Annotated in this window: 18 protein-coding genes and 1 riboswitch; of the genes, 5 read left to right on the top strand and 13 right to left on the bottom strand. The window is 74.6% G+C overall.

Annotated elements, in window-relative coordinates; all coding sequences use genetic code 11:
- Positions 1–167 precede the first annotated feature (167 nt).
- A riboswitch (cobalamin riboswitch) is annotated at positions 168–295 on the top strand.
- Positions 296–397: 102 nt separating this feature from the next.
- Genes AB0M29_RS29370 through AB0M29_RS29360 form a run of 3 tightly spaced genes read left to right on the top strand, consistent with a single transcriptional unit; the run spans position 398 to position 2,280 of the window.
- Positions 398–547: a CbtB-domain containing protein gene (locus tag AB0M29_RS29370; protein ID WP_365388134.1), complete on the top strand. Its 150-nt coding sequence runs from the start codon at positions 398–400 to the stop codon at positions 545–547.
- Between the two features lie 30 nt (positions 548–577).
- Entirely contained in the window at positions 578–1,444 is an 867-nt protein-coding gene (locus tag AB0M29_RS29365; RefSeq protein WP_365387999.1) for a CbtA family protein, read from the top strand.
- Entirely contained in the window at positions 1,441–2,280 is an 840-nt protein-coding gene (locus tag AB0M29_RS29360) for a (2Fe-2S)-binding protein (RefSeq protein WP_365387997.1), read from the top strand. The genes AB0M29_RS29365 and AB0M29_RS29360 overlap by 4 nt, the downstream gene beginning before the upstream one ends.
- Before the next feature lie 20 nt (positions 2,281–2,300).
- Here the strand turns inward: AB0M29_RS29360 and AB0M29_RS29355 are convergent, their stop codons facing one another.
- The 7 genes from AB0M29_RS29355 to AB0M29_RS29325 all read right to left on the bottom strand — a co-directional run bounded on the left by AB0M29_RS29355 (position 2,301) and on the right by AB0M29_RS29325 (position 8,612).
- Entirely contained in the window at positions 2,301–3,164 is an 864-nt protein-coding gene (locus AB0M29_RS29355; RefSeq protein ID WP_365387995.1) for a putative protein N(5)-glutamine methyltransferase, read from the bottom strand.
- 192 nt (positions 3,165–3,356) lie between these two features.
- Positions 3,357–3,947: a hypothetical protein gene (locus AB0M29_RS29350; RefSeq protein WP_365387993.1), complete on the bottom strand. Its 591-nt coding sequence runs from the start codon at positions 3,945–3,947 to the stop codon at positions 3,357–3,359.
- A complete protein-coding gene (locus AB0M29_RS29345; RefSeq protein ID WP_365387991.1) occupies positions 3,944–5,284 on the bottom strand; it encodes a DUF58 domain-containing protein in 1,341 nt (446 codons plus the stop codon). Before AB0M29_RS29345 ends, AB0M29_RS29350 begins: the two co-directional genes overlap by 4 nt.
- On the bottom strand, positions 5,281–6,297 hold the full coding sequence (locus AB0M29_RS29340) for a MoxR family ATPase (RefSeq protein ID WP_365387990.1): 1,017 nt from the start codon (positions 6,295–6,297) through the stop codon (positions 5,281–5,283). The genes AB0M29_RS29345 and AB0M29_RS29340 overlap by 4 nt, the downstream gene beginning before the upstream one ends.
- A complete protein-coding gene (locus AB0M29_RS29335; protein ID WP_365387988.1) occupies positions 6,294–6,878 on the bottom strand; it encodes a hypothetical protein in 585 nt (194 codons plus the stop codon). Before AB0M29_RS29335 ends, AB0M29_RS29340 begins: the two co-directional genes overlap by 4 nt.
- On the bottom strand, positions 6,875–7,864 hold the full coding sequence (locus tag AB0M29_RS29330) for a DUF4129 domain-containing protein (RefSeq protein ID WP_365387986.1): 990 nt from the start codon (positions 7,862–7,864) through the stop codon (positions 6,875–6,877). Before AB0M29_RS29330 ends, AB0M29_RS29335 begins: the two co-directional genes overlap by 4 nt.
- Before the next feature lie 127 nt (positions 7,865–7,991).
- A complete protein-coding gene (locus tag AB0M29_RS29325; RefSeq protein WP_365387983.1) occupies positions 7,992–8,612 on the bottom strand; it encodes a hypothetical protein in 621 nt (206 codons plus the stop codon).
- A 164-nt stretch (positions 8,613–8,776) separates the two neighbouring features.
- Here AB0M29_RS29325 and glsA point away from each other — a divergent pair, with 164 nt between their 5' ends.
- Complete coding sequence (gene glsA, locus AB0M29_RS29320) at positions 8,777–10,135, top strand: glutaminase A (RefSeq protein WP_365387981.1); 1,359 nt, start codon at positions 8,777–8,779, stop codon at positions 10,133–10,135.
- A 200-nt stretch (positions 10,136–10,335) separates the two neighbouring features.
- Positions 10,336–11,430 carry a chemotaxis protein gene (locus tag AB0M29_RS29315; protein WP_365387979.1) on the top strand — a complete coding sequence of 365 codons (1,095 nt, stop codon included), beginning with the start codon at positions 10,336–10,338 and terminating at the stop codon, positions 11,428–11,430.
- Positions 11,431–11,501: 71 nt separating this feature from the next.
- Here AB0M29_RS29315 and AB0M29_RS29310 read toward each other — a convergent pair whose 3' ends face one another.
- The 6 genes from AB0M29_RS29310 to AB0M29_RS29285 all read right to left on the bottom strand — a co-directional run bounded on the left by AB0M29_RS29310 (position 11,502) and on the right by AB0M29_RS29285 (position 16,907).
- Positions 11,502–12,389: an aldo/keto reductase gene (locus AB0M29_RS29310; RefSeq protein ID WP_365387977.1), complete on the bottom strand. Its 888-nt coding sequence runs from the start codon at positions 12,387–12,389 to the stop codon at positions 11,502–11,504.
- A 138-nt stretch (positions 12,390–12,527) separates the two neighbouring features.
- Positions 12,528–13,403 (bottom strand): hypothetical protein, encoded by an 876-nt coding sequence (locus AB0M29_RS29305; protein ID WP_365387976.1) that lies wholly within the window; start codon positions 13,401–13,403, stop codon positions 12,528–12,530.
- A gap of 195 nt (positions 13,404–13,598) precedes the next feature.
- A complete protein-coding gene (locus AB0M29_RS29300; protein WP_365387974.1) occupies positions 13,599–13,988 on the bottom strand; it encodes an acyl-CoA carboxylase epsilon subunit in 390 nt (129 codons plus the stop codon).
- A 68-nt stretch (positions 13,989–14,056) separates the two neighbouring features.
- Positions 14,057–15,628: an acyl-CoA carboxylase subunit beta gene (locus tag AB0M29_RS29295; RefSeq protein ID WP_365387972.1), complete on the bottom strand. Its 1,572-nt coding sequence runs from the start codon at positions 15,626–15,628 to the stop codon at positions 14,057–14,059.
- Between the two features lie 35 nt (positions 15,629–15,663).
- Positions 15,664–16,500, bottom strand: coding sequence for a 4'-phosphopantetheinyl transferase superfamily protein (locus tag AB0M29_RS29290; RefSeq protein WP_365387970.1), 837 nt, complete (start codon positions 16,498–16,500; stop codon positions 15,664–15,666).
- Between the two features lie 8 nt (positions 16,501–16,508).
- Positions 16,509–16,907: an acyl carrier protein gene (locus AB0M29_RS29285; RefSeq protein ID WP_365387968.1), complete on the bottom strand. Its 399-nt coding sequence runs from the start codon at positions 16,905–16,907 to the stop codon at positions 16,509–16,511.
- Positions 16,908–17,057 lie beyond the last annotated feature (150 nt).

The raw sequence follows: 17,057 nt of genomic DNA, 5'->3' as shown, positions 1-17,057 counted from the left end.
CTCGACAATCCCGTGCGGGGCCCTTCCGGCGGATCGACCAGCGGGCGGCTCCTGGCGCCGATCCGGTGGATCCCGGTGGTCCACCGATCGGTTGATGCGCCGCGGCGGTCAAGCGGCGTATGTCACAGCCGGGGTGGGCACGATTGACGTGCCCATTCAGCCGCCCATACGCTTTGTCCCGTGATGGCGTGAGGAAGCTGGTGAGAATCCGGCACGGTCGCGCCACTGTGAATCCGGTGTCCATCGAGGAGACAACCGGTGAGTCAGATACTTCGCCGTCACGACGCCCCATTCGACCGAGGGACGCTGAATCCCTGAAGGAGGCTCACCCGTGAGCAGTGTGTCCGCACCCACCACGTCCGCCACGCCGATTGTCATGCCCATCTCGAAGGCGGTGATGTGGCTGGTCGGCACCGCGCTTCTGGCGTTCGCCGTCTACTACTTCATCGGTGTCGACCAGGGCGCCGTCTCCGTGTTCGGCAAGGACATGCACATCCACGAGTTCGTGCACGACGCCCGCCACTTCCTCGGCTTCCCCTGCCACTGACCGGCTGAGCGGACCGACGGAAAACTCGACATGGAAAAGAAACTCATCCTGCGCGGCGTCCTCGTCGGCGCGGTGGCCGGCCTGCTCGCGTTCCTGTTCGCCAGGATCTTCGCCGAGCCGCAGATCAACAAGGCGATCGACTACGAGAGTGGCCGGGACGCCGCGCAGGCGGCGCTCGACAAGGCCGCGGGGCTGCCCGCGGAGGCGGCGGGCCCCGATCTGTTCAGCCGGAGCATCCAGGCCAACGTCGGTATCGGCGTCGGCATGATCTTCTTCGGCATGGCGATGGGCGCGCTCTTCGCCGTGGCGTACTGCGTGTGCCTGGGCCGTACCGGCGGGCTGCGGGCGCGTCCCCTGGCGCTGCTGGTCGCGGGCGGCGGGTTCCTCGGCATCTACCTGGTGCCGTTCCTGAAGTACCCGGCCAATCCGCCCGCCATCGGCCACGAGGACACCATCAAGGCCCGCAGCGGCCTGTATCTGCTGATGGTGCTGTTCTCGCTGCTGTTCCTGGTCGGGGCGGTGTGGCTCGGCCAGCGCCTCAAGGAGCGGTACGGCAACTGGAACGCCAGTCTGCTGGCCGCCGGGGCGTTCGTGGTGGCGATCGGCGTGGTGATGCTCGTCCTGCCGTCGCTCGGCCATCTCGCGTACAACAAGGAGCACTTCGGCAACCACGCGACCGAGACGCCGCTGCCGCTGACCGACGGGAAGGGCAGGATCGTCTATCCGGGGTTCCCGGCCGACGTGCTGTTCTCCTTCCGCTTCTACTCGGTGGCCGCGCAGCTCCTGCTGTGGACGGTGATCGGGCTGGCCTTCGGGCCGCTGGCCGAGCGGGTGCTGAGCCCGCGGGCGGCGACGGCCTCCGCCCGCGCCACCCGGGTGGACCCGGTCGGCGCGTGAGCGAACCGACTCAAGCGGGGCCGGCGGCCGCCCAGCCGCCGGCCCCTGCGTCGTTCACGGACCCGGCCTCCGCCTCCACCGCGGAGCCGCTGATCGCCGAACTGGCCGCGCTCGGGCCGTTCTTCGCCGCCCTGACACACCCCGACGACGCGCCGCCGCGCGAGCCGTGGCGCTCGATGGGCGAACTCGCCCACGATCCCGCCGTCCTGGGCGAGCGGATCGCGGCCGTCCGCGGCTTTCTCGCGGCGGGCGGCGGGCAGCGGCCGGACGCCGTCGAGGAGCGGGTCGCCGCGTCCGTGGCCCATCTCGGCCTGGTGGCACGGCTGGTCTCCCCCGCACTCGCCGTCGCCGTGCTGGGCGGCGCCGCCCCGACCGGGGTGAGCCTGGCGCGGCTGCGCTGGCAGCCCACCCTCGGCGGACCCTGGCCGCTGTCGCTCCCGCACTCCGCCGTCACCGTCGGCGCCGACGCCGACGCCGACGCCGATCCTGAACGGCTCGCCGACGCGCTCGCCCGGCACGTACTCGACGGCCCGGTACGCGAGTTGGCCGACGCCGTCGCGCCGTGGCGGGTGTCCCCGCACATCCTGTGGGGCAACACCGCCTCGGCCCTGAACGGCGCCGCCACCATGCTCGCCGCCGCCCGCCCGGCGTCCGCCGCCCGGGTACGCGCCGTGACCGCGCTGCTGCTCGACCGGCCGCCGCTGGCCGGTACGAGCACGACGGCGGCCCCGCCCGGCCGCGCCTTCCGCCGCCGCAGCTGCTGTCTCATCTACCGCGCGGCACCCGACCGGGCGGGCGCGCTGTGCGGGGACTGCGCGCTCGACCGGCCGGAGTAAGGCACTCGCCTGTCGGCGAGTCATGGGCGGTCCACGCGTGATCCGCGGAAACGCGGCCCAGGGCGTGTCCGCGACGTGGCGTCGCCCGCCGGGAGGGCGGGGCGGGTGCCGATCACTACGGTCGCGTAGAGCTCCTCCGAGGTCGCCACCCGGGTGGTCAGGCCGCCCGCGGTGAAGATCTCCACGGCGGGCGGCGCCTGGCGCTCGCTGGTCTCGACGAGCAGCGAGCCGCCCGGGGCCAGCCAGGACGGCGCCCCGGCCACCACCCGGCGCATCACGTCGAGGCCGTCGGGGCCGCCGTCGAGGGCGAGGAGCGCCTCGTGGTCGCGGGCCTCGGCCGGCAGGAAGCCGACCGATTCGCTGGGCACGTAGGGCACGTTGGCGGCCAGCACGCCGATCCGGCCGCGCAGTGCGGCGGGCAGCGCCGCGTAGAGGTCGCCCTCGTGGACCAGACCGCCCCCCGCGCCCAGATTGCGCCGGGCGCAGACCACCGCCGCCGGGTCGAGGTCGGCGGCGTGCAGGGTGATGTCGTCGTGGGCCGCGGCCAGCGCGGCGCCTATCGCGCCCGCGCCGCAGCACAGGTCGACCACGACGGCGCCGGGCGAGACGAGTGCGGCGGCCTGCCGGACCAGGAACTCGGTGCGGCGGCGGGGCACGAACACCCCGGGGTCGACGGCGATCCGCAGACCGCAGAACTCCGCCCAGCCGACGACGTGTTCGAGGGGCAGTCCGGCCACCCGCCGCTCCACCATGGCGGCGAGTTCTCCGGGAGTACGTGCGGAGGAGACGAGGATCCGCGCCTCGTCCTCGGCGAAGACGCAGCCCGCGGTTCTGAGGGTGGTGACGACGGTGGATTCGCGCAGGGGTGTGACGAAGTCCGACATGAAAGCCTTTCGGGAAGCCCATGGGGCGCTCCCCGGCCTCACCTACGTCGGAGAGACCGCACGGCCGTACGGCGGGAGCACCCGGCCTGTCGCAGCGGTGATGGTTCCCACCTCCCCGGCTTCTCGCGGTCGGTCACTGACGGCACCGACCCTACCGCACGCCGCGCCCGCGGTGTCCTGCGTTCGGGCTGTTCAGCGCGGTGGCCGGGGGCCTCGCAGGGCCAGGGCGACGCAGGCGGCGGTCGCGGCCAGGGCGAGGGCGGCCGGGAGCCGGGCCCAACTGGTGGCGGCCAGCGGGACGGTGGCGACCAGGAAGACGACCGCGGCGGCGCCCGCCGCCGTCAGCGCCGGGGTCCGGGTGACCGCGCCGGGAGGCGCGGTGGAGCCGCGGGTCCAGACGTCGGTGACCAGCAGGTAGGCGACGAACAGCCCGGTCACGCAGGCCGCGAGCCAGACCGGCGGGTCCGACACCGCCGCCAGCACCACCGAGCCCGCGGCGAGCAGGGTCGTCCGCCGTCGCTCCGCCACATGGAACCAGCGCAGCGAATTCTGCACCGGCCGCGCGTCCACGATCGGCGCCGCCCACCACGCGGCCGCCGCGACGAGGGCGATCCCCAGCAGCGCGGCCGGGGTGACCCGTACGGCCGCCGGCGGGTTACAGGCAGCCACGGCGAGGGCGGTGCCCAGGCAGCGGGCGGCGAGCCGGTCGCCTGAGAGCGGCGCGCGGCCGGCGCCGGTGGTGCCCGCGGTCGGGGCGGTCGGCGAGGCGGTCGGCGAGGTCATCGGCGGGCTCCCTGGATACGGGTGCGCAGGAGGGGCGCCAGCGCCAGGTCGAGGGTGCGGCCCGGCTCGTGGGTGACGACGGCGATGCCGCTGCGGGTGAGGGCGAACCGCATCGCGTCGCGGTCGGCGCGCCACAGCCGCAGGGCGAGTTCCGCGGCGCTGTCGCCGCGTTCGGTCTCCGGGTCGCCGGACGGGATCTCCACGACCACCATCGGGTTGGCCCGGGCGCGTACCTGGTGCAGGACGTCGAGGATGCGCTGGTCGGTCAGCGGGGTGAAGACATAGACCAGGGCGCCCTCCGGCAGGGCGGGCGGCGGCAGGCTTCTGACGCCGTCGGCGCGGTGGGCCAGGTCCTTGCGGACCTCCAGCACGCTCTCGATGATCCGGTAGAAGTACCCGCCGCCGCTGCCCGGTTGCAGCCAGCGGGTCACGCCGCCGACCGAGACCACGCCGACCCGGTCGTGGGTGCGCAGATACGCCCGCACCAGTCCGGCGGCGGCGCGGAAGGTCTCGTCCAGCGACGACGTCGCGGTGGCCGGGTCGCGGACGTCGGTGAGCACGTCCAGCAGCACGACGGTGTCGGCGGCGCGCTCGGCGGCGAACTGGTGCAGTTGCAGGGAGCCGCGGCGGGTGGTCGCCGGCCAGTGGATGCGCCGCTGCCGTTCGCCGATGACGTACGGGTGGACGCCGGTGACCTCGACGCCCTCGCCGCGCTGCACCGAGGTGTGCTCGCCGAGGCGCTGCGGCAGCCGGACGGGGATCGGGGTGATGCCGGTACGGGTCGGCAGCGGGAAGACCGCGATCTCGCCGAGGTCGGCGCGCACCGTGCGGCGGGCGACGCCGCCGCTGTCGTAGAGGTCGACGTCGACGGTGCCGAGCGACCAGCGGCCCCAGCGGGTCGCGGTCAGCCGCAGCTCGATCAGCGACCGCCCCACGGTGAGATGGTCCAGGCGTACGCCGGGCCCCAGGGTGACGCCCGGGTCGAGCCGTCCGGCGCCGCCGTCGTGGGTGACAGTGATCCGCGCGGTCACCTGCTCGTTCTCGAACAGCCGCCGCGCCGGTACGTCCACGGTCACGGCCATGTGCGTGGCGCGTGGCTCGCGGGGCAGCGCGAGGGCGAGCAGGGCCAGCGGTGCGGCGGCCAGCGCCAGCAGCCAGGGACGGCCGGTGACCAGCGCGGCGGCCACGGCCACCGCGGCGACGGTGGCGAGACCGAGGGCGCGCTCACCCGCCCGCCAGCCGGTCGGCGGGGGCGGCGGCGGTTCCGCGGGGCGGCCGGTCTCGGGCTGGGCTCCGCCGAGCGCCCGGTCCACGGCGGCCGCGGCGCGGTCGGTCATGAGGCGACCGGGGCCCGCTGCGCCAGCGGCACCGTCTTCGGCGCGGCGACGGACCTGACGATCTCGCGGATCACCTCGTCGGAGTCGATCTGCCGTACCCACAGCTCCGGTTTGAGCGTGACCCGGTGTGCCAGCGCGGGCACCGCGACCGCCTTGACGTCCTCCGGGGTCACGTAGTCGCGCAAGGAGAGCAGCGCGCGGGCGCGGGCGAGCTGGACCAGTGCCAGGCCGCCGCGGGGCGAGGCGCCGACCTGGATGTGCGGGTGCGCACGGGTCGCGCCGACCAGTGCCACCACGTACGCCAGCAGGTCGTCCTCGACCTCGACGCGCTCCACCGCCGCCCGCATCGCCAGCACCTCGCCGGGCCCGCTGAGGGTGCGCAGCACCGCCTCGGGCGCGGCACGGTCGAGGCGCGCCCGCAGCATCCCGGTCTCCTGCGGCGCCGACAGATAGCCCATCCGTACCCGCAGCAGGAACCGGTCGAGCTGCGCCTCGGGGAGGGTGTACGTGCCCTCGTACTCGATCGGGTTGGCCGTCGCGATCACCACGAAGGGGTCGGGCAGCGGGCGGGTGCTGCCGTCGACCGACACCTGCGACTCGGCCATCGCCTCCAGCAGCGCGGCCTGGGTCTTGGGCGGGGTGCGGTTGATCTCGTCGGCCAGCAGCAGATGGGTGAAGACCGGCCCGGGGCGGAACACCATCTCGGTGCTGCGCTGGTCGTAGAAGGGCGCGCCGGTCACGTCGGACGGGAGCAGGTCGGGGGTGAACTGGATGCGGCGGAAGTCGAGTCCGAGCGTGGTGGCGAACGACCGGGCGAGCAGCGTCTTGCCCAGGCCCGGCAGATCCTCGATGAGGACGTGCCCTCCGGCCAGGACGCCGAGCATCACCAGTTCCAGGGGTTCCGGCTTGCCGACCACGGCGCCGCGGATCTCCTCCAGCACCCGCGCCGCCCGCTCACCCGCCTGCCGTGGCGTCAGGGCGTCATGGGCGGTCGACTCCTGCGAGCTGGTCACGTCGGTTCCTCACTGGTGGATGCGGTGGCGGGCGGGGTGACGGCGACGGTCCGGGACGGGCCGTCCAGCGCTTCGAGCCGGTCGAGCAGCGCCCGCAGCACCGGTTCCGGCGCCGTGGGCCCCGGCGGCGGGGCGGCCGGGTCGAGCCACGGCCACAGGTCGACGCCGACCAGCAGCCGGGCGCGTTCCGGGGCGCGGTAGAGGTCGGTGCCGTGCCGCTCGGCCAGCCGGGCGGCGAACAGCCGTTGCAGCTGCGGCCGTACGGTGGTGGCGAAGTGGACCGGGTCGCGTTCCTGGAGCGTCTTGCGGACGATGCGGTGCCATTCGCCGAGCGCCGGGGCGCGGCTGCCGAGCAGCCGCACCTGCTTGCGGAAGCCGCTGTCCTGGGCGCCCGCGCCGCCGGCGTAGCGGACGATCGCCAGGCCCACGACGGTGATCAGCGCCAGTCCGGTGGCCGCTCCCACGAGGCCGTCGACGGCGGCGAGCAGCACCTCGGCGGTCGCGGCGATCGCGCACAGCAGGGTGAGCGAGTGGCGGACGGAGCCCGGGGCGCCGAGGCTCCGGGTGAGGCGGTCCTTCATCGCGCGGCTCCGATCGGGCCCGCGGCGGGATCCTGCCCGGCGGCCCCGGACTCCTGTGCGTGCCGGGCGAGTTGGGCGGCGATGTCGGTGAGCGCGTCGGCCGCGCGCTGCCGGTGGCCGTCGTCCATGGGGTGGGTGGAGTAGCGCGCCTCGCGGAACAGGGCGGTCAGCGTGCCCGCCCCCTGCCCGGTCAGCAGCCCGCTGCCCGCGGCCCGTTCCAGCAGGTCCTGCGGGCTGTCCGAGGCACGCCGCGCCACACCCGAGTCGGCGAGCGACTCCTCCATCGCGGCGTAGCAGGCGATGACGGCGGCGCGGGCGTCGGCGCCGTCGAGCAGGGCGCGCCGCCCGGAGTCGACGGCGTCGGCCAGCACCTCCTGCTCGCTGTCGAAGGTGCTGAACGCGCCGGTACGCGGCGGCCGTTGGGCCTGCCGCAGCCGCCGCCACAGCACCGCTCCGGCGAGGACCGCGGCCAGCACGAGCAGGCTCAGGCTCACGATCAGCAGGAACCGTACGCTCAAGGGGAAGTGGTGGTGCGAGTCCTTGTAGTGCTGGGTGTGATCGTAGGACGGCGGCAGCCGCTGAAGGTCCTTGCCCGACCGCTTCTTGGCCGGGCCGAGGGAGTCGTCCGGGGTGCCCGCGCGCGCGGAGAAGCGGTGCAGGCCCAGAAGGATCAGCGGGAACACCAGCGGCGCCAGCAGCAGGACGTAGCGGACGCTCTCGGCCAACCTCTGCGCCAGGGGCGGCAGTTCGAGGTCGTAGCCGACCTCGGCGCGGTAGCGGCCGGCCAGCGCGAGGCCCGCGGCGAGCCAGCCCAGGGCGAGCAGGAAGACCAGTGGGGTGCTGCCGCCGAGCGGTCCCGACCCCTTGCCGAACACGGTGCCGGACGGCCGCAGCGTCAGGGCGGCGACCACGGTGCCGGTCACCACCAGGACGGCCAGCGCCGCCCCGGCCGACCGCGCCCCTCCCCCGGCGCGTTCGTCGTCCAACGCCGCCTCCCCTCGTCGCCGTGGCAGCTTCGCACACGGATGGGGGGATGTCAGCAGCGGCCCCTGGGAAACGGGCAGTTGGGAGGCGGTGCTCCGGATACGGCCCGCCCGAGGGCGGCGGTGGCGGTCAGTAGCGCACGGCCCGGGCGACGCGCGGGAAGAGCGTCGTGTCGGTGCCCTTGGTGGTGAAGGCGACCGGCTGGGCCTTCTTGCCCGCGCCCACGTCCTTGGCGCCGACGATCGTGGTGTCGACGACCTTGCCGGAGGAGTCGGCGAATTCGACCTGGACCGCGTACGAAGCCTGCTTGCCGCTGCTGTTGGTGATGTTCACCACCACCGCGGTGAGCCCGCCGGTCTGCGCCTTGGGGATGCCGGTGAGGTGGACGTCGGAGACGGCGTTGCCCTTGCCGCTCACCGCGTCGAGTTCCGACTTGAAGGACGCCGCCGCGCTGCTGGCGCCCGCCTCCACCGAGGCTTCGAAGCTGGACGCGGCCGCCAGCGCGGAGGACGCGGCGGCGGACGCCGATCCCTGCACCGCGGAGGCGAGCGAGTTCAGCTGCGACGGGAGCGAGCCGCTGAAGCTCGCGCTGGCGGCCGGTCCGCTGGACGTGGGGCCGCTGGTGTTGCTCGTGGAGCTGTCGCAGGCGGTGAGCAGGGCCAGGCCGCTCGCCGCGGTGGTGACCAGCAGCGCCGCCGTCAGGGAGCGCATCCGGCCGGTGGCGGGGACACGTATGCGGGTTCGTCTCAAGGGAGCTGCCCTCCGTGCTCGGCCGGGTCCGGCCGTGCGGTGCGCACCTGCCGTCACCCCCACGCTGCGCGCCGCCCCCGCCGCGCGCAGCCCGCGGCCAGCCGTCCGGGTGACGCGGCGGCGCTGCGTTGCGGGGGCGGTGAGCTGCGTCAAGCATGGGAGCCATGACCGAAGCGGTGGCGTTCGACGTGGTCAGCGAGGGGCTCGCGGAGGTGCACCGGCTGCTGCTGCCGGTACGGGAGGGCGAGGTGGCCTCGTACATCCCGCCGCTGGCGCTGGCCGATCCCGATGACTTCGGGGTGGCGCTGGTGAGCATGGACGGCCACCGCTACCAGGCGGGCAGCTCCGGCACCCTGTTCACGATCCAGTCGGTGTCGAAGCCGTTCGTGCACGCGCTGGCGCTGGCCGAGCTGGGCATGGACGAGCTGAGCCGGTGGGTGGGCAACGAGCCCAGCGGTGACGCCTTCAACGCCATCAGCCTGGAGGACGGCACCGGGCGGCCCGCCAACGCGATGATCAACGCGGGTGCCATCGCCACCACCAACCTGGTGCCCGCGGCCTCCTCCGCCGAGCGGTTCGACCGGGTCCTCGACGCGCTCAGCGCCTTCGCGGGGCGGCAGCTCGATGTGGACGAGGAGGTCTACCGCGCGGAGTCCGCCACCGGTGACCGCAACCGGGCGCTGGCCTATCTGATGCACGCGGCGGGTTCGCTGCGCACCGATCCGGTGGAGGCCGCCGAGGTGTACTTCCGGCAGTGCGCGGTCCGCGTGGACACCGTCGACCTGGCGGTGATGGCGGCGACCCTCGCCAACGCCGGGGTGAACCCGGTGACCGGCGAGGCGGTGGTCCCCGAGGCGGTCGCCGTCGAGGTGCTGTCGGTGATGGCGACCTGCGGGATGTACGACGCGGCGGGCGACTGGCTGGTGCGGGTGGGGCTGCCCGCCAAGAGCGGTGTCTCGGGCGGGCTGGCCGCCGCGAGCCCGGCCCGCTTCGGCATCGCCTGCTGGAGCCCGCCGCTGGACCGCACCGGCAGTACGGTCCGCGGGGTGGTCGCGCTCCGCGAGCTGTCGAAGCGGTTCGGTCTGCACCTGCTGCACCGCCCGGCGCGGACGGCGGACACGGTGACCGAGCACGGTACGGCGGCCCGCGCGGCCTCGGGGCGTGAGCGGACGGCGGAGGAGCGGGCGCTGCTGAGCCGGGGCGGCGACCGGATCGCCCTGGTCGCCGCGCAGGGCGAGCTGGACTTCACCGCCACCGAGCGGGTGCTGCGCGCGCTCGCCGAGACGGTGCCGGACGAGCCGGGCTGGGTGGTGGTCGACCTGCACCGGGCGATCGCCTACCCCACCCCGGCCACGATGCTCGGTGTGGTGATGCGCAGGGTCGCGGCGGCCGGTCACCGGATCGCCCTGGTCGGCGACGTGGGCGAGGACTGGGACTGCGGCGCCACCCGGCACACGGACCGCGAGGAGGCCCTGGCGTGGGCCGAGGACGCCCTGCTGCGCGAGCTGGCGCGGGCACGGTAGCCGTCGCCGCCGGGCCGGGAGGCGGGCGACGGCTACTGGACCGCGGGCGGTGCCGGGTCGCAGGACCCGGCCGGACGTGGTAGCGGGACGGGGCGCGGGCGCGGCGGTGTTCCGAGCTGCGGGTGGGCGCTCGGTGAGCTATCCATGAAGGAGACACACGGATCCGCCCGGGGGGTCGCCGTCACCGGAAAGGGCCTCCCATGCACGCGCCTTTGAGCCCCGCCACCCTCACCGACCTGCGGCGTCCGCGCCACTACCCCGCGGTGTCGGTGCTGATGCCCACCCACCGGCGCGAGCCGGACAACGCGCAGGACGCCGTACGGCTGCGCAATCTGCTGGCGGAGGCCAAGGACGCCGTGCAGGCCGATCCCGAGGTGTCCAGGGCGGACCGGATCGACGTCGTCGGGCAGCTCGACCAGGCGATGACCGAGGTCGACCTGGTGCACGCCGAGGACGGGCTGGCGATCTTCGCCGCCCCGGGCGAGCACCAGGTGTGGACCGTGGACCGCGAGGTCGCGCCCCGGGTGGTGCTGGCGCAGACCTTCCTGACCCGTAACCTCATCGCGGCGCAGGCCGCCGACCAGCCGTTCTGGGTGCTGGCGGTCGCCGCCGACCGCGGCACCCTGTGGAGCGGCGGCCGGGAGCGCGTCACCGAGCACAGCTCGGGCGGCTTCCCGATGACCCGCTCGCTGACGCTCCCCGACGTGGAGCGCGAGGAGCGCGTCGGCGACGTGCCGAGCACCTTCAACGACGAGGACACCCGCCGCTTCCTGCGTGAGGTGGGCGAGGCGGCCGGCGCGGTGCTCGCCGCGCAGCCGCGGCCGCTGTACGTGGTCGCCGAGGCCGAGGCGCTCGCCGCGCTGGACGACGTCTCCCCCGTCACCAGGGACGCCGCCCGGGTGGTGCAGGGCGGGCTGGCCCAGGGCCCGGCCGAGGCGCTGTGGCAGGCGGTGCTGCCCGCCGCTCGGGCCCGGGCCGAGGAGGAGGTGACGGGCGTGCTGTCGGAGCTGGATCTCGCGCGCGGGCGGCGGCAGTTCGCCGCCGGGGTCGACGAGGTGTGGCAGTCGGTGACCGCGGGCCGGGCCGGTGTGGTGGCCATCGAGGACGGCTACCGTACGACGGTCCGCGACGACGCCGACCATCTGGTCCCGGCCGCGCCGGGCGAGCGAGGATCGCGCGACGACATCGTCGACGAGATCGCCGAGCAGGCCCTGGAGACCGGCGCCCGTGTGCTGTTCGTCCCGGACGGCAGGCTGGCCGAGATGGGCCGGATCGCGGCGGTGCTCCGCTACTGACCAGCCGTCATATCGGTGTCGCGGCCCGCGGGTTGATGGGCCGTGACACCGTCGTGTGCACCGGACAGGCCCTAATTCCCCGCGCCGGAGCGCCCGGCGGCCGTCAGCGCGTCGAACTCGTCGTCGGACAGCGTCAGTCGGGCGGCCGCGGTGTTGTCCTCCAGGTGCGCCACGCTGGAGGTGCCGGGGATCGGCAGCATCACCGGCGAGCGGCGCAGCAGCCACGCCAGCGCGAGCTGCGAGGGCGAGGCGCCGGTGCGCTCGGCGAGCGCGGCCAGCGGACCGCCGGGCTCGGCCAGCGCGCCGGTGGCCAGCGGGAACCACGGGATGAAGGCGATGCCGTGCGTCTCGGCGTGGTCGAGGAGGTCCTCGGCGCGGCGGTCGGCCAGGTTGTAGAGGTTCTGCACGGACGCGATGTCCGCGATCGCCCGCGCCGCTTCGAGCTGGTCGACGTCGACCTCCGACAGCCCGATGTGGCGGATCTTCCCCTCTTCCTGGAGCCGCTTCAGCTCCCCGACCTGGTCGGCCAGCGGCACCTTGGGGTCGATGCGGTGCAGCTGGAAGAGGTCGATCCGGTCGACGCCCAGGTGCCGCAGGCTCATCTCGGCCTGCTGGCGCAGGTATTCGGGCCGCCCGACGGCGCTCCACTGGCCGGGGCCCGAGCGGGTGAAGCCGGCCTTGGTGGCGATCACCACGTCGTCAGCGTAGGGGTGCAGCGCCTTCTTGAGCAGCGGCTCGGCGACGACGGGGCCGTAGGAGTCCGCGGTGTCGAAGAAGGTCACGCCGAGTTCGACCGCCCGGCGCAGCACCCGCACGGCCTCGTCGGGGTCCTTGGGGTCTCCCCAGACGCCCGGCCCGGTGAGCTGCATCGTGCCGAACCCCAGCCGGTCGACCGGCAGCGTGCCGCCGAGCGCGTACTGGCCCGCGGCCTTGGCGGGCTGGTCCTTGGTGGTGGTCATGAACGCTGTTCCTTGCCTGTGAGCGTAACGACGCGGGCGGCGGCCGCCCGAGCGGGCCCGGGGCGCGCCTACCCAGGGTCAGCCACCGGAAACCGATCGGTATTCCCCGGGCGGACGACCGCCGGGGGGCAGCCGGGGTCAGCGCTGTACGGTCACGCTGCCCACGGTCAGCCGCACAGGCAGCGCGCCACTGCTGATCAGGGCGGCGAGGTCCACCGCGCGCTGCCGGGTGAAGGTGCCGGTGATCTGGGCCTGGCCGCCGGTGATGGCCTGCTGGACCATGGGCGCGGAGAGCACGTCCCCGTCGAGGACGATCGCGAACTGGTTGGCGGGCGAGGTCTGCTGGGAGAGGGTCGCGGTGATCGCGGCGAACTTCGCGCTGCCGGCGGCGGTGAAGTCCAGGTCCACCGCCCACTGCCCGCCCGTGGCCAGCTGCGACTTGGCGCTCTTCACATCCGTGCCCACGATCGCCGCGGGGCCCAGCAGGTACTTCTGGCCCAAGTCGCGGTCGCACCCCGCGGTCGGCTGGCTGGAAATCGACGGCAGCGCAGTGCCGTGGGACTTCGGCGAGCAGTCGAGGGTGGCGTACGCCTTCCTGACCTCGGGGGTGGCGGCGCCGTCGGTGAGCACCGGCCGGAAGAGGAGGTTGGCCGTGGCGGCGATCTGCCGCAGCTTGTCGGTGGCGTCGCCCGGCGCCTGCGCGGTGATCGTCGACCCGTGCGCCTCGATCACCGCCCCGTCGAGGCCGAAGGCCGCCGCGCGCGCCTTGAGCCGCCGCACGGTCTCGTCCAGCGCCACTGCCCCGGTGCCGGTGTCCAGGGTGTACGTGGCGGTCGTCCGCGCGGAGGCGGGGGTGCCGCTGCCCTGGCCGGTGGGCGGCGTGTGGGCGCCCGGCCCCTTCAGCGCCACCGGGTCGTCCCCGGAGGAGTCCGAGGAACACGCGGTCAGCAGCGAGCCGACCGCCATGACGGCGACGGCGAGCGAGGTGGCGGAGACCCTGCGGTAGGAGCGCATCCACCCAGTGTGACGGCCCCGCCCGGGTCCTGACGCCGTTTCACCGGACGCGGCGAGGACGGACCGGACCGGCCGCGACGGGCGGCGCCGGCCGCGGACACACGAAAACACGGCCCCACGCGCCGGAGCGCGTGGGGCCGTGAGGTGGTGCGGGTGGCGCCGGGCCGGAGATCCGGGAGCCGCGCCGGAGCCGGGTCAGCCGGCCAGCAGGCCCGGGGTGGGCGTGGTCCAGGCGCGGGGGCCCGCGAAGGCGTGGGCGCGCCAGCGGGCGGCCGCACGGTGCCGGGAGGCGGCGGCGCGGGCCGCGTCGGCGGCGGCGTCGACCGCGGCGGCACGGGCCAGCAGGACCGCGGTGACGGCGGCGATCTCCTCGGGCGTCGCCGCGCCCCGCTCGACGCGGATCACTGTGACGGGCGCGGTGTCCGGGGCCGCCTCAGGGGCGGTGAGCGGGATGACGGCCGCCGGGGGGCGGACCGCCTCACGCGCGGGCGACGGGGCCTGCGCCGGGATCGCCGGTCCGACCCGTACCAGGTGCGGCGGGGCGGCGGGAGCGGGAGCCGGGGCGGTGGTGGTTGCGGCGGGCATGGGTGAGGTCCTCCTCATCGGGCGGTGCGGGCGATGCGGAACGTGCGGGCGGGCGCCGGACGGCGGCGTCACTGCGGCGGGTTGCCGTGCTTGCGGCGGGACAGCTCCGCGTCCTTGCCGCGGAGCATGGCGAGCGACCGGATCAGCACCGTCCGGGTCTCACGCGGGTCGATGACGTCGTCGACCAGGCCGCGCTCGGCGGCGTAGTACGGGTGCACGAGCTGCTCCCGGTACTCCTCGATCTTCCGCAGCCGCATCGCCTCCGGGTCGTCGGCCTCGGCGATCTCGCGGCGGAAGACGACGTTGGCCGCGCCCTCCGCGCCCATCACCGCGATCTCGTTGCTGGGCCACGCCAGCGCGATGTCGGCGCCGATCGACTGCGAGTCCATGACGATGTACGCGCCGCCGTACGCCTTGCGCAGCACCACCGAGATCCGCGGCACCGTGGCGTTGCAGTACGCGTAGAGCAGCTTGGCGCCGCGGCGGATGATGCCCTCGTGCTCCTGGTCGACGCCGGGCAGGAAGCCGGGGACGTCGACGAGGGTGATCAGCGGGATGTTGAAGGCGTCGCAGAACTGCACGAAGCGCGCGCCCTTCTCGGACGCCTTGATGTCCAGCACACCGGCCATCGACGACGGCTGGTTGGCGATGATGCCGACCGTCTGGCCGTCGAGCCGGGCCAGGGAGCACACGATGTTGGGCGCCCAGGCCGCGTGCACCTCCATGTAGTCGCCGTCGTCGACCAGTTCCTCGATGACGTCCCGGATGTCGTAGGACCGGTTGCCGTCGGTGGGGACGATCTGCAGCAGTGCGTCGCCGGGGCGGTCCACCGGGTCCTGGCTGCCCACGGAGGGCGGCAGTTCGCGGTTGTTGGACGGCAGCAGCGACAGCAGGTAGCGGACCTCGGCGAGGCAGGTGCGGACGTCGTCGTAGGCGAAGTGCGCGACACCCGAGACACTGGCGTGCACGTCGGCGCCGCCGAGCGCGTCCTGGGTGACCTCCTCGCCGGTGACGGCCTGGACCACGTCGGGACCGGTGATGAACATCTGCGAGATGCCGCGGACGGCGAAGATGAAGTCGGTGAGCGCCGGGCTGTACGCGGCGCCGCCCGCGCACGGGCCGAGCATCACCGAGATCTGCGGGATCACCCCGGACGCCTTGGTGTTGCGCTGGAAGATGCCGCCGTACCCGGCGAGCGCCGAGACGCCCTCCTGGATACGGGCCCCGGCGCCGTCGTTGAGCGACACCAGCGGTGCGCCGGCCGAGATGGCCATGTCCATGATCTTGTGGATCTTCTGCGCGTGGGCCTCGCCCAGCGCGCCGCCGAACATCCGGAAGTCATGGGCGTAGACGAAGACGGTACGGCCCTCGACGGTGCCCCAGCCGGTGACCACACCGTCGGTGTGCGGCCGCTTGCCCTCCAGCCCGAAGCCGACCGCACGGTGCCGCCGCAGCGCCTCGACCTCGGTGAAGCTGCCCTTGTCGAGCAGCAGGTCGATGCGTTCGCGCGCGGTGAGCTTGCCCTTGGCGTGCTGCCGCTCGGTGGCCTTGGGGTCCGGCCCCTGACGGGCCAGTTCCTTGAGGTCGCTGAGTTCCTGCAGCCGGTCCGGGACCTCCGCGGGAGACTGTGCGTTCGGCATGTCGCTTGACCCTCCCTTGCTGGGGTTCATCTCCATCACTCCTCTGGCCGGCGGGTGGCGGCCTGCGGCACGCGGTGCACCCGCGCGCGTGAGTCGGCGATCAGCTCCGTGGCGTCCTCGGCGTGGAGGCAGTCGGCTGACAGTGTGCGGACGACGGTGCGGTGGTGCTGGGCGGTGCGGACGGCCGCGGCGGCGGCGTGGCCCGGCGGTCCCGGCACGTCGGTGACGGACCAGCCGGGCGGCCTGGCCGGGGAGTCCGGCCGGCCGCCGAGGTAGTCGGCGGCCAGATCGCGGCGCAGTCCGGTGCCCAGGCCCTTGAGATAGGCCTCCTTGCGGGTCCACAGCCGGGCGAAGGCCACCGGCCGCCGGCCGCCGGGCACCGCGGCGAGTTCGGCCTGTTCCGCGGGGTGAAGGTCGGGCAGGCAGAGCCGTACCGCGTGGGCGGGCGGCACGCGCTGCACATCGACGCCGACGGTGGTGTCCGCGACGGCGACGACCGCGACCTGGTGGCTGTGGGAGAGCGAGAAGTGCGGCCAGCCGGGCGACCGGCCCGGGTTCCGGTTCAGCAGCACCGGGCGGCCGTGCGGGCCGCCGCAGCAGGGGCAGCGGTCCCGGCCGAGCCGCAGGGCGCGCGGCCGCACTCCGGTGTACGCCGACAGCAGCCGGCGCAGCGCTACGTGGGCCGAGAGGTAGCGCACGCGGTCGCCGGTCCGCTGCAGGCCCGCGGCGCGCTCGTGTTCGCTCTCGTCCAGCTCATCGACCGGCAGCGGGGCCGGGTCGGTGTGCGTCCATGGCCGGGGCAGCACCCAGATGTGCAGTTCCCCCGGCGCGACGGTCAGAGCCGGTGCGGTGGCGACCCCCGTGCTCTCCACCGCGCCGCTCACCGGGCCGTGTGCCCCGCCGCGGTGAACCGCGGCTCCTCGTCGGGGACGTCGGCGACCGTGTCCGGCACGTCCTCGTCCGGGGCGGCCACCAGCACCGCCAGCAGGGCCGCGACCTCGGTGACCGAGTCGTCCCGCAGCAGGTCGCCCGCGGGCACGTCCACACCGAGCGCGGTCACCAGCCTGCGGCGCAGCGCCAGCGCGGTGATCGAGTCCACGCCCTGGCTGCGCAGCGACTTGTCGGTGCTGATCCGGTGGGCCGGGGGCACATGCAGATACGGTTCGAGCTGGCGGCAGATGTACCGCTCGATGATCCTGGTCCGCACGTCGATACCCGCGGCGCGCAGAACGTGCGGGTCGGGTAATCCCCTCAGGTGCAGGGGAACCGTCTGTTCCATCACGGCTTACCGCCTTCCGTCGGTAGTGCGTGAACCGGCGTCGCCCCGCGCCCCCGGGTGGGGCACCCGGGGGCGGCCCGCCGCCGGCGGGGGTGGGGGACCGCCGCGGCCGCCGCGGGGGGGGACGGCCCGGCGGCCCCCGGCGTGAGG

The organism is Streptomyces sp. NPDC051976, from assembly GCF_040680795.1.
GTDB lineage: Bacteria > Actinomycetota > Actinomycetes > Streptomycetales > Streptomycetaceae > Actinacidiphila.
The sequence above is the reverse complement of the archived record's forward strand: the minus strand, read 5'-3'. Positions and strand labels throughout refer to the sequence as shown.

Coding starts and splice junctions, on each gene's coding strand:
- AB0M29_RS29370 (WP_365388134.1), top strand. CDS start 398: ATGTGGCTGGTCGGCACCGCGCTTCTGGCGTTCGCCGTCTACTACTTC.
- AB0M29_RS29365 (WP_365387999.1), top strand. CDS start 578: ATGGAAAAGAAACTCATCCTGCGCGGCGTCCTCGTCGGCGCGGTGGCC.
- AB0M29_RS29355 (WP_365387995.1), bottom strand. CDS start 3,164: ATGTCGGACTTCGTCACACCCCTGCGCGAATCCACCGTCGTCACCACC.
- AB0M29_RS29350 (WP_365387993.1), bottom strand. CDS start 3,947: ATGACCTCGCCGACCGCCTCGCCGACCGCCCCGACCGCGGGCACCACC.
- AB0M29_RS29345 (WP_365387991.1), bottom strand. CDS start 5,284: ATGACCGACCGCGCCGCGGCCGCCGTGGACCGGGCGCTCGGCGGAGCC.
- AB0M29_RS29335 (WP_365387988.1), bottom strand. CDS start 6,878: ATGAAGGACCGCCTCACCCGGAGCCTCGGCGCCCCGGGCTCCGTCCGC.
- glsA (WP_365387981.1), top strand. CDS start 8,777: ATGACCGAAGCGGTGGCGTTCGACGTGGTCAGCGAGGGGCTCGCGGAG.
- AB0M29_RS29315 (WP_365387979.1), top strand. CDS start 10,336: ATGCACGCGCCTTTGAGCCCCGCCACCCTCACCGACCTGCGGCGTCCG.
- AB0M29_RS29310 (WP_365387977.1), bottom strand. CDS start 12,389: ATGACCACCACCAAGGACCAGCCCGCCAAGGCCGCGGGCCAGTACGCG.
- AB0M29_RS29305 (WP_365387976.1), bottom strand. CDS start 13,403: ATGCGCTCCTACCGCAGGGTCTCCGCCACCTCGCTCGCCGTCGCCGTC.
- AB0M29_RS29300 (WP_365387974.1), bottom strand. CDS start 13,988: ATGCCCGCCGCAACCACCACCGCCCCGGCTCCCGCTCCCGCCGCCCCG.
- AB0M29_RS29295 (WP_365387972.1), bottom strand. CDS start 15,628: ATGCCGAACGCACAGTCTCCCGCGGAGGTCCCGGACCGGCTGCAGGAA.
- AB0M29_RS29285 (WP_365387968.1), bottom strand. CDS start 16,907: ATGGAACAGACGGTTCCCCTGCACCTGAGGGGATTACCCGACCCGCAC.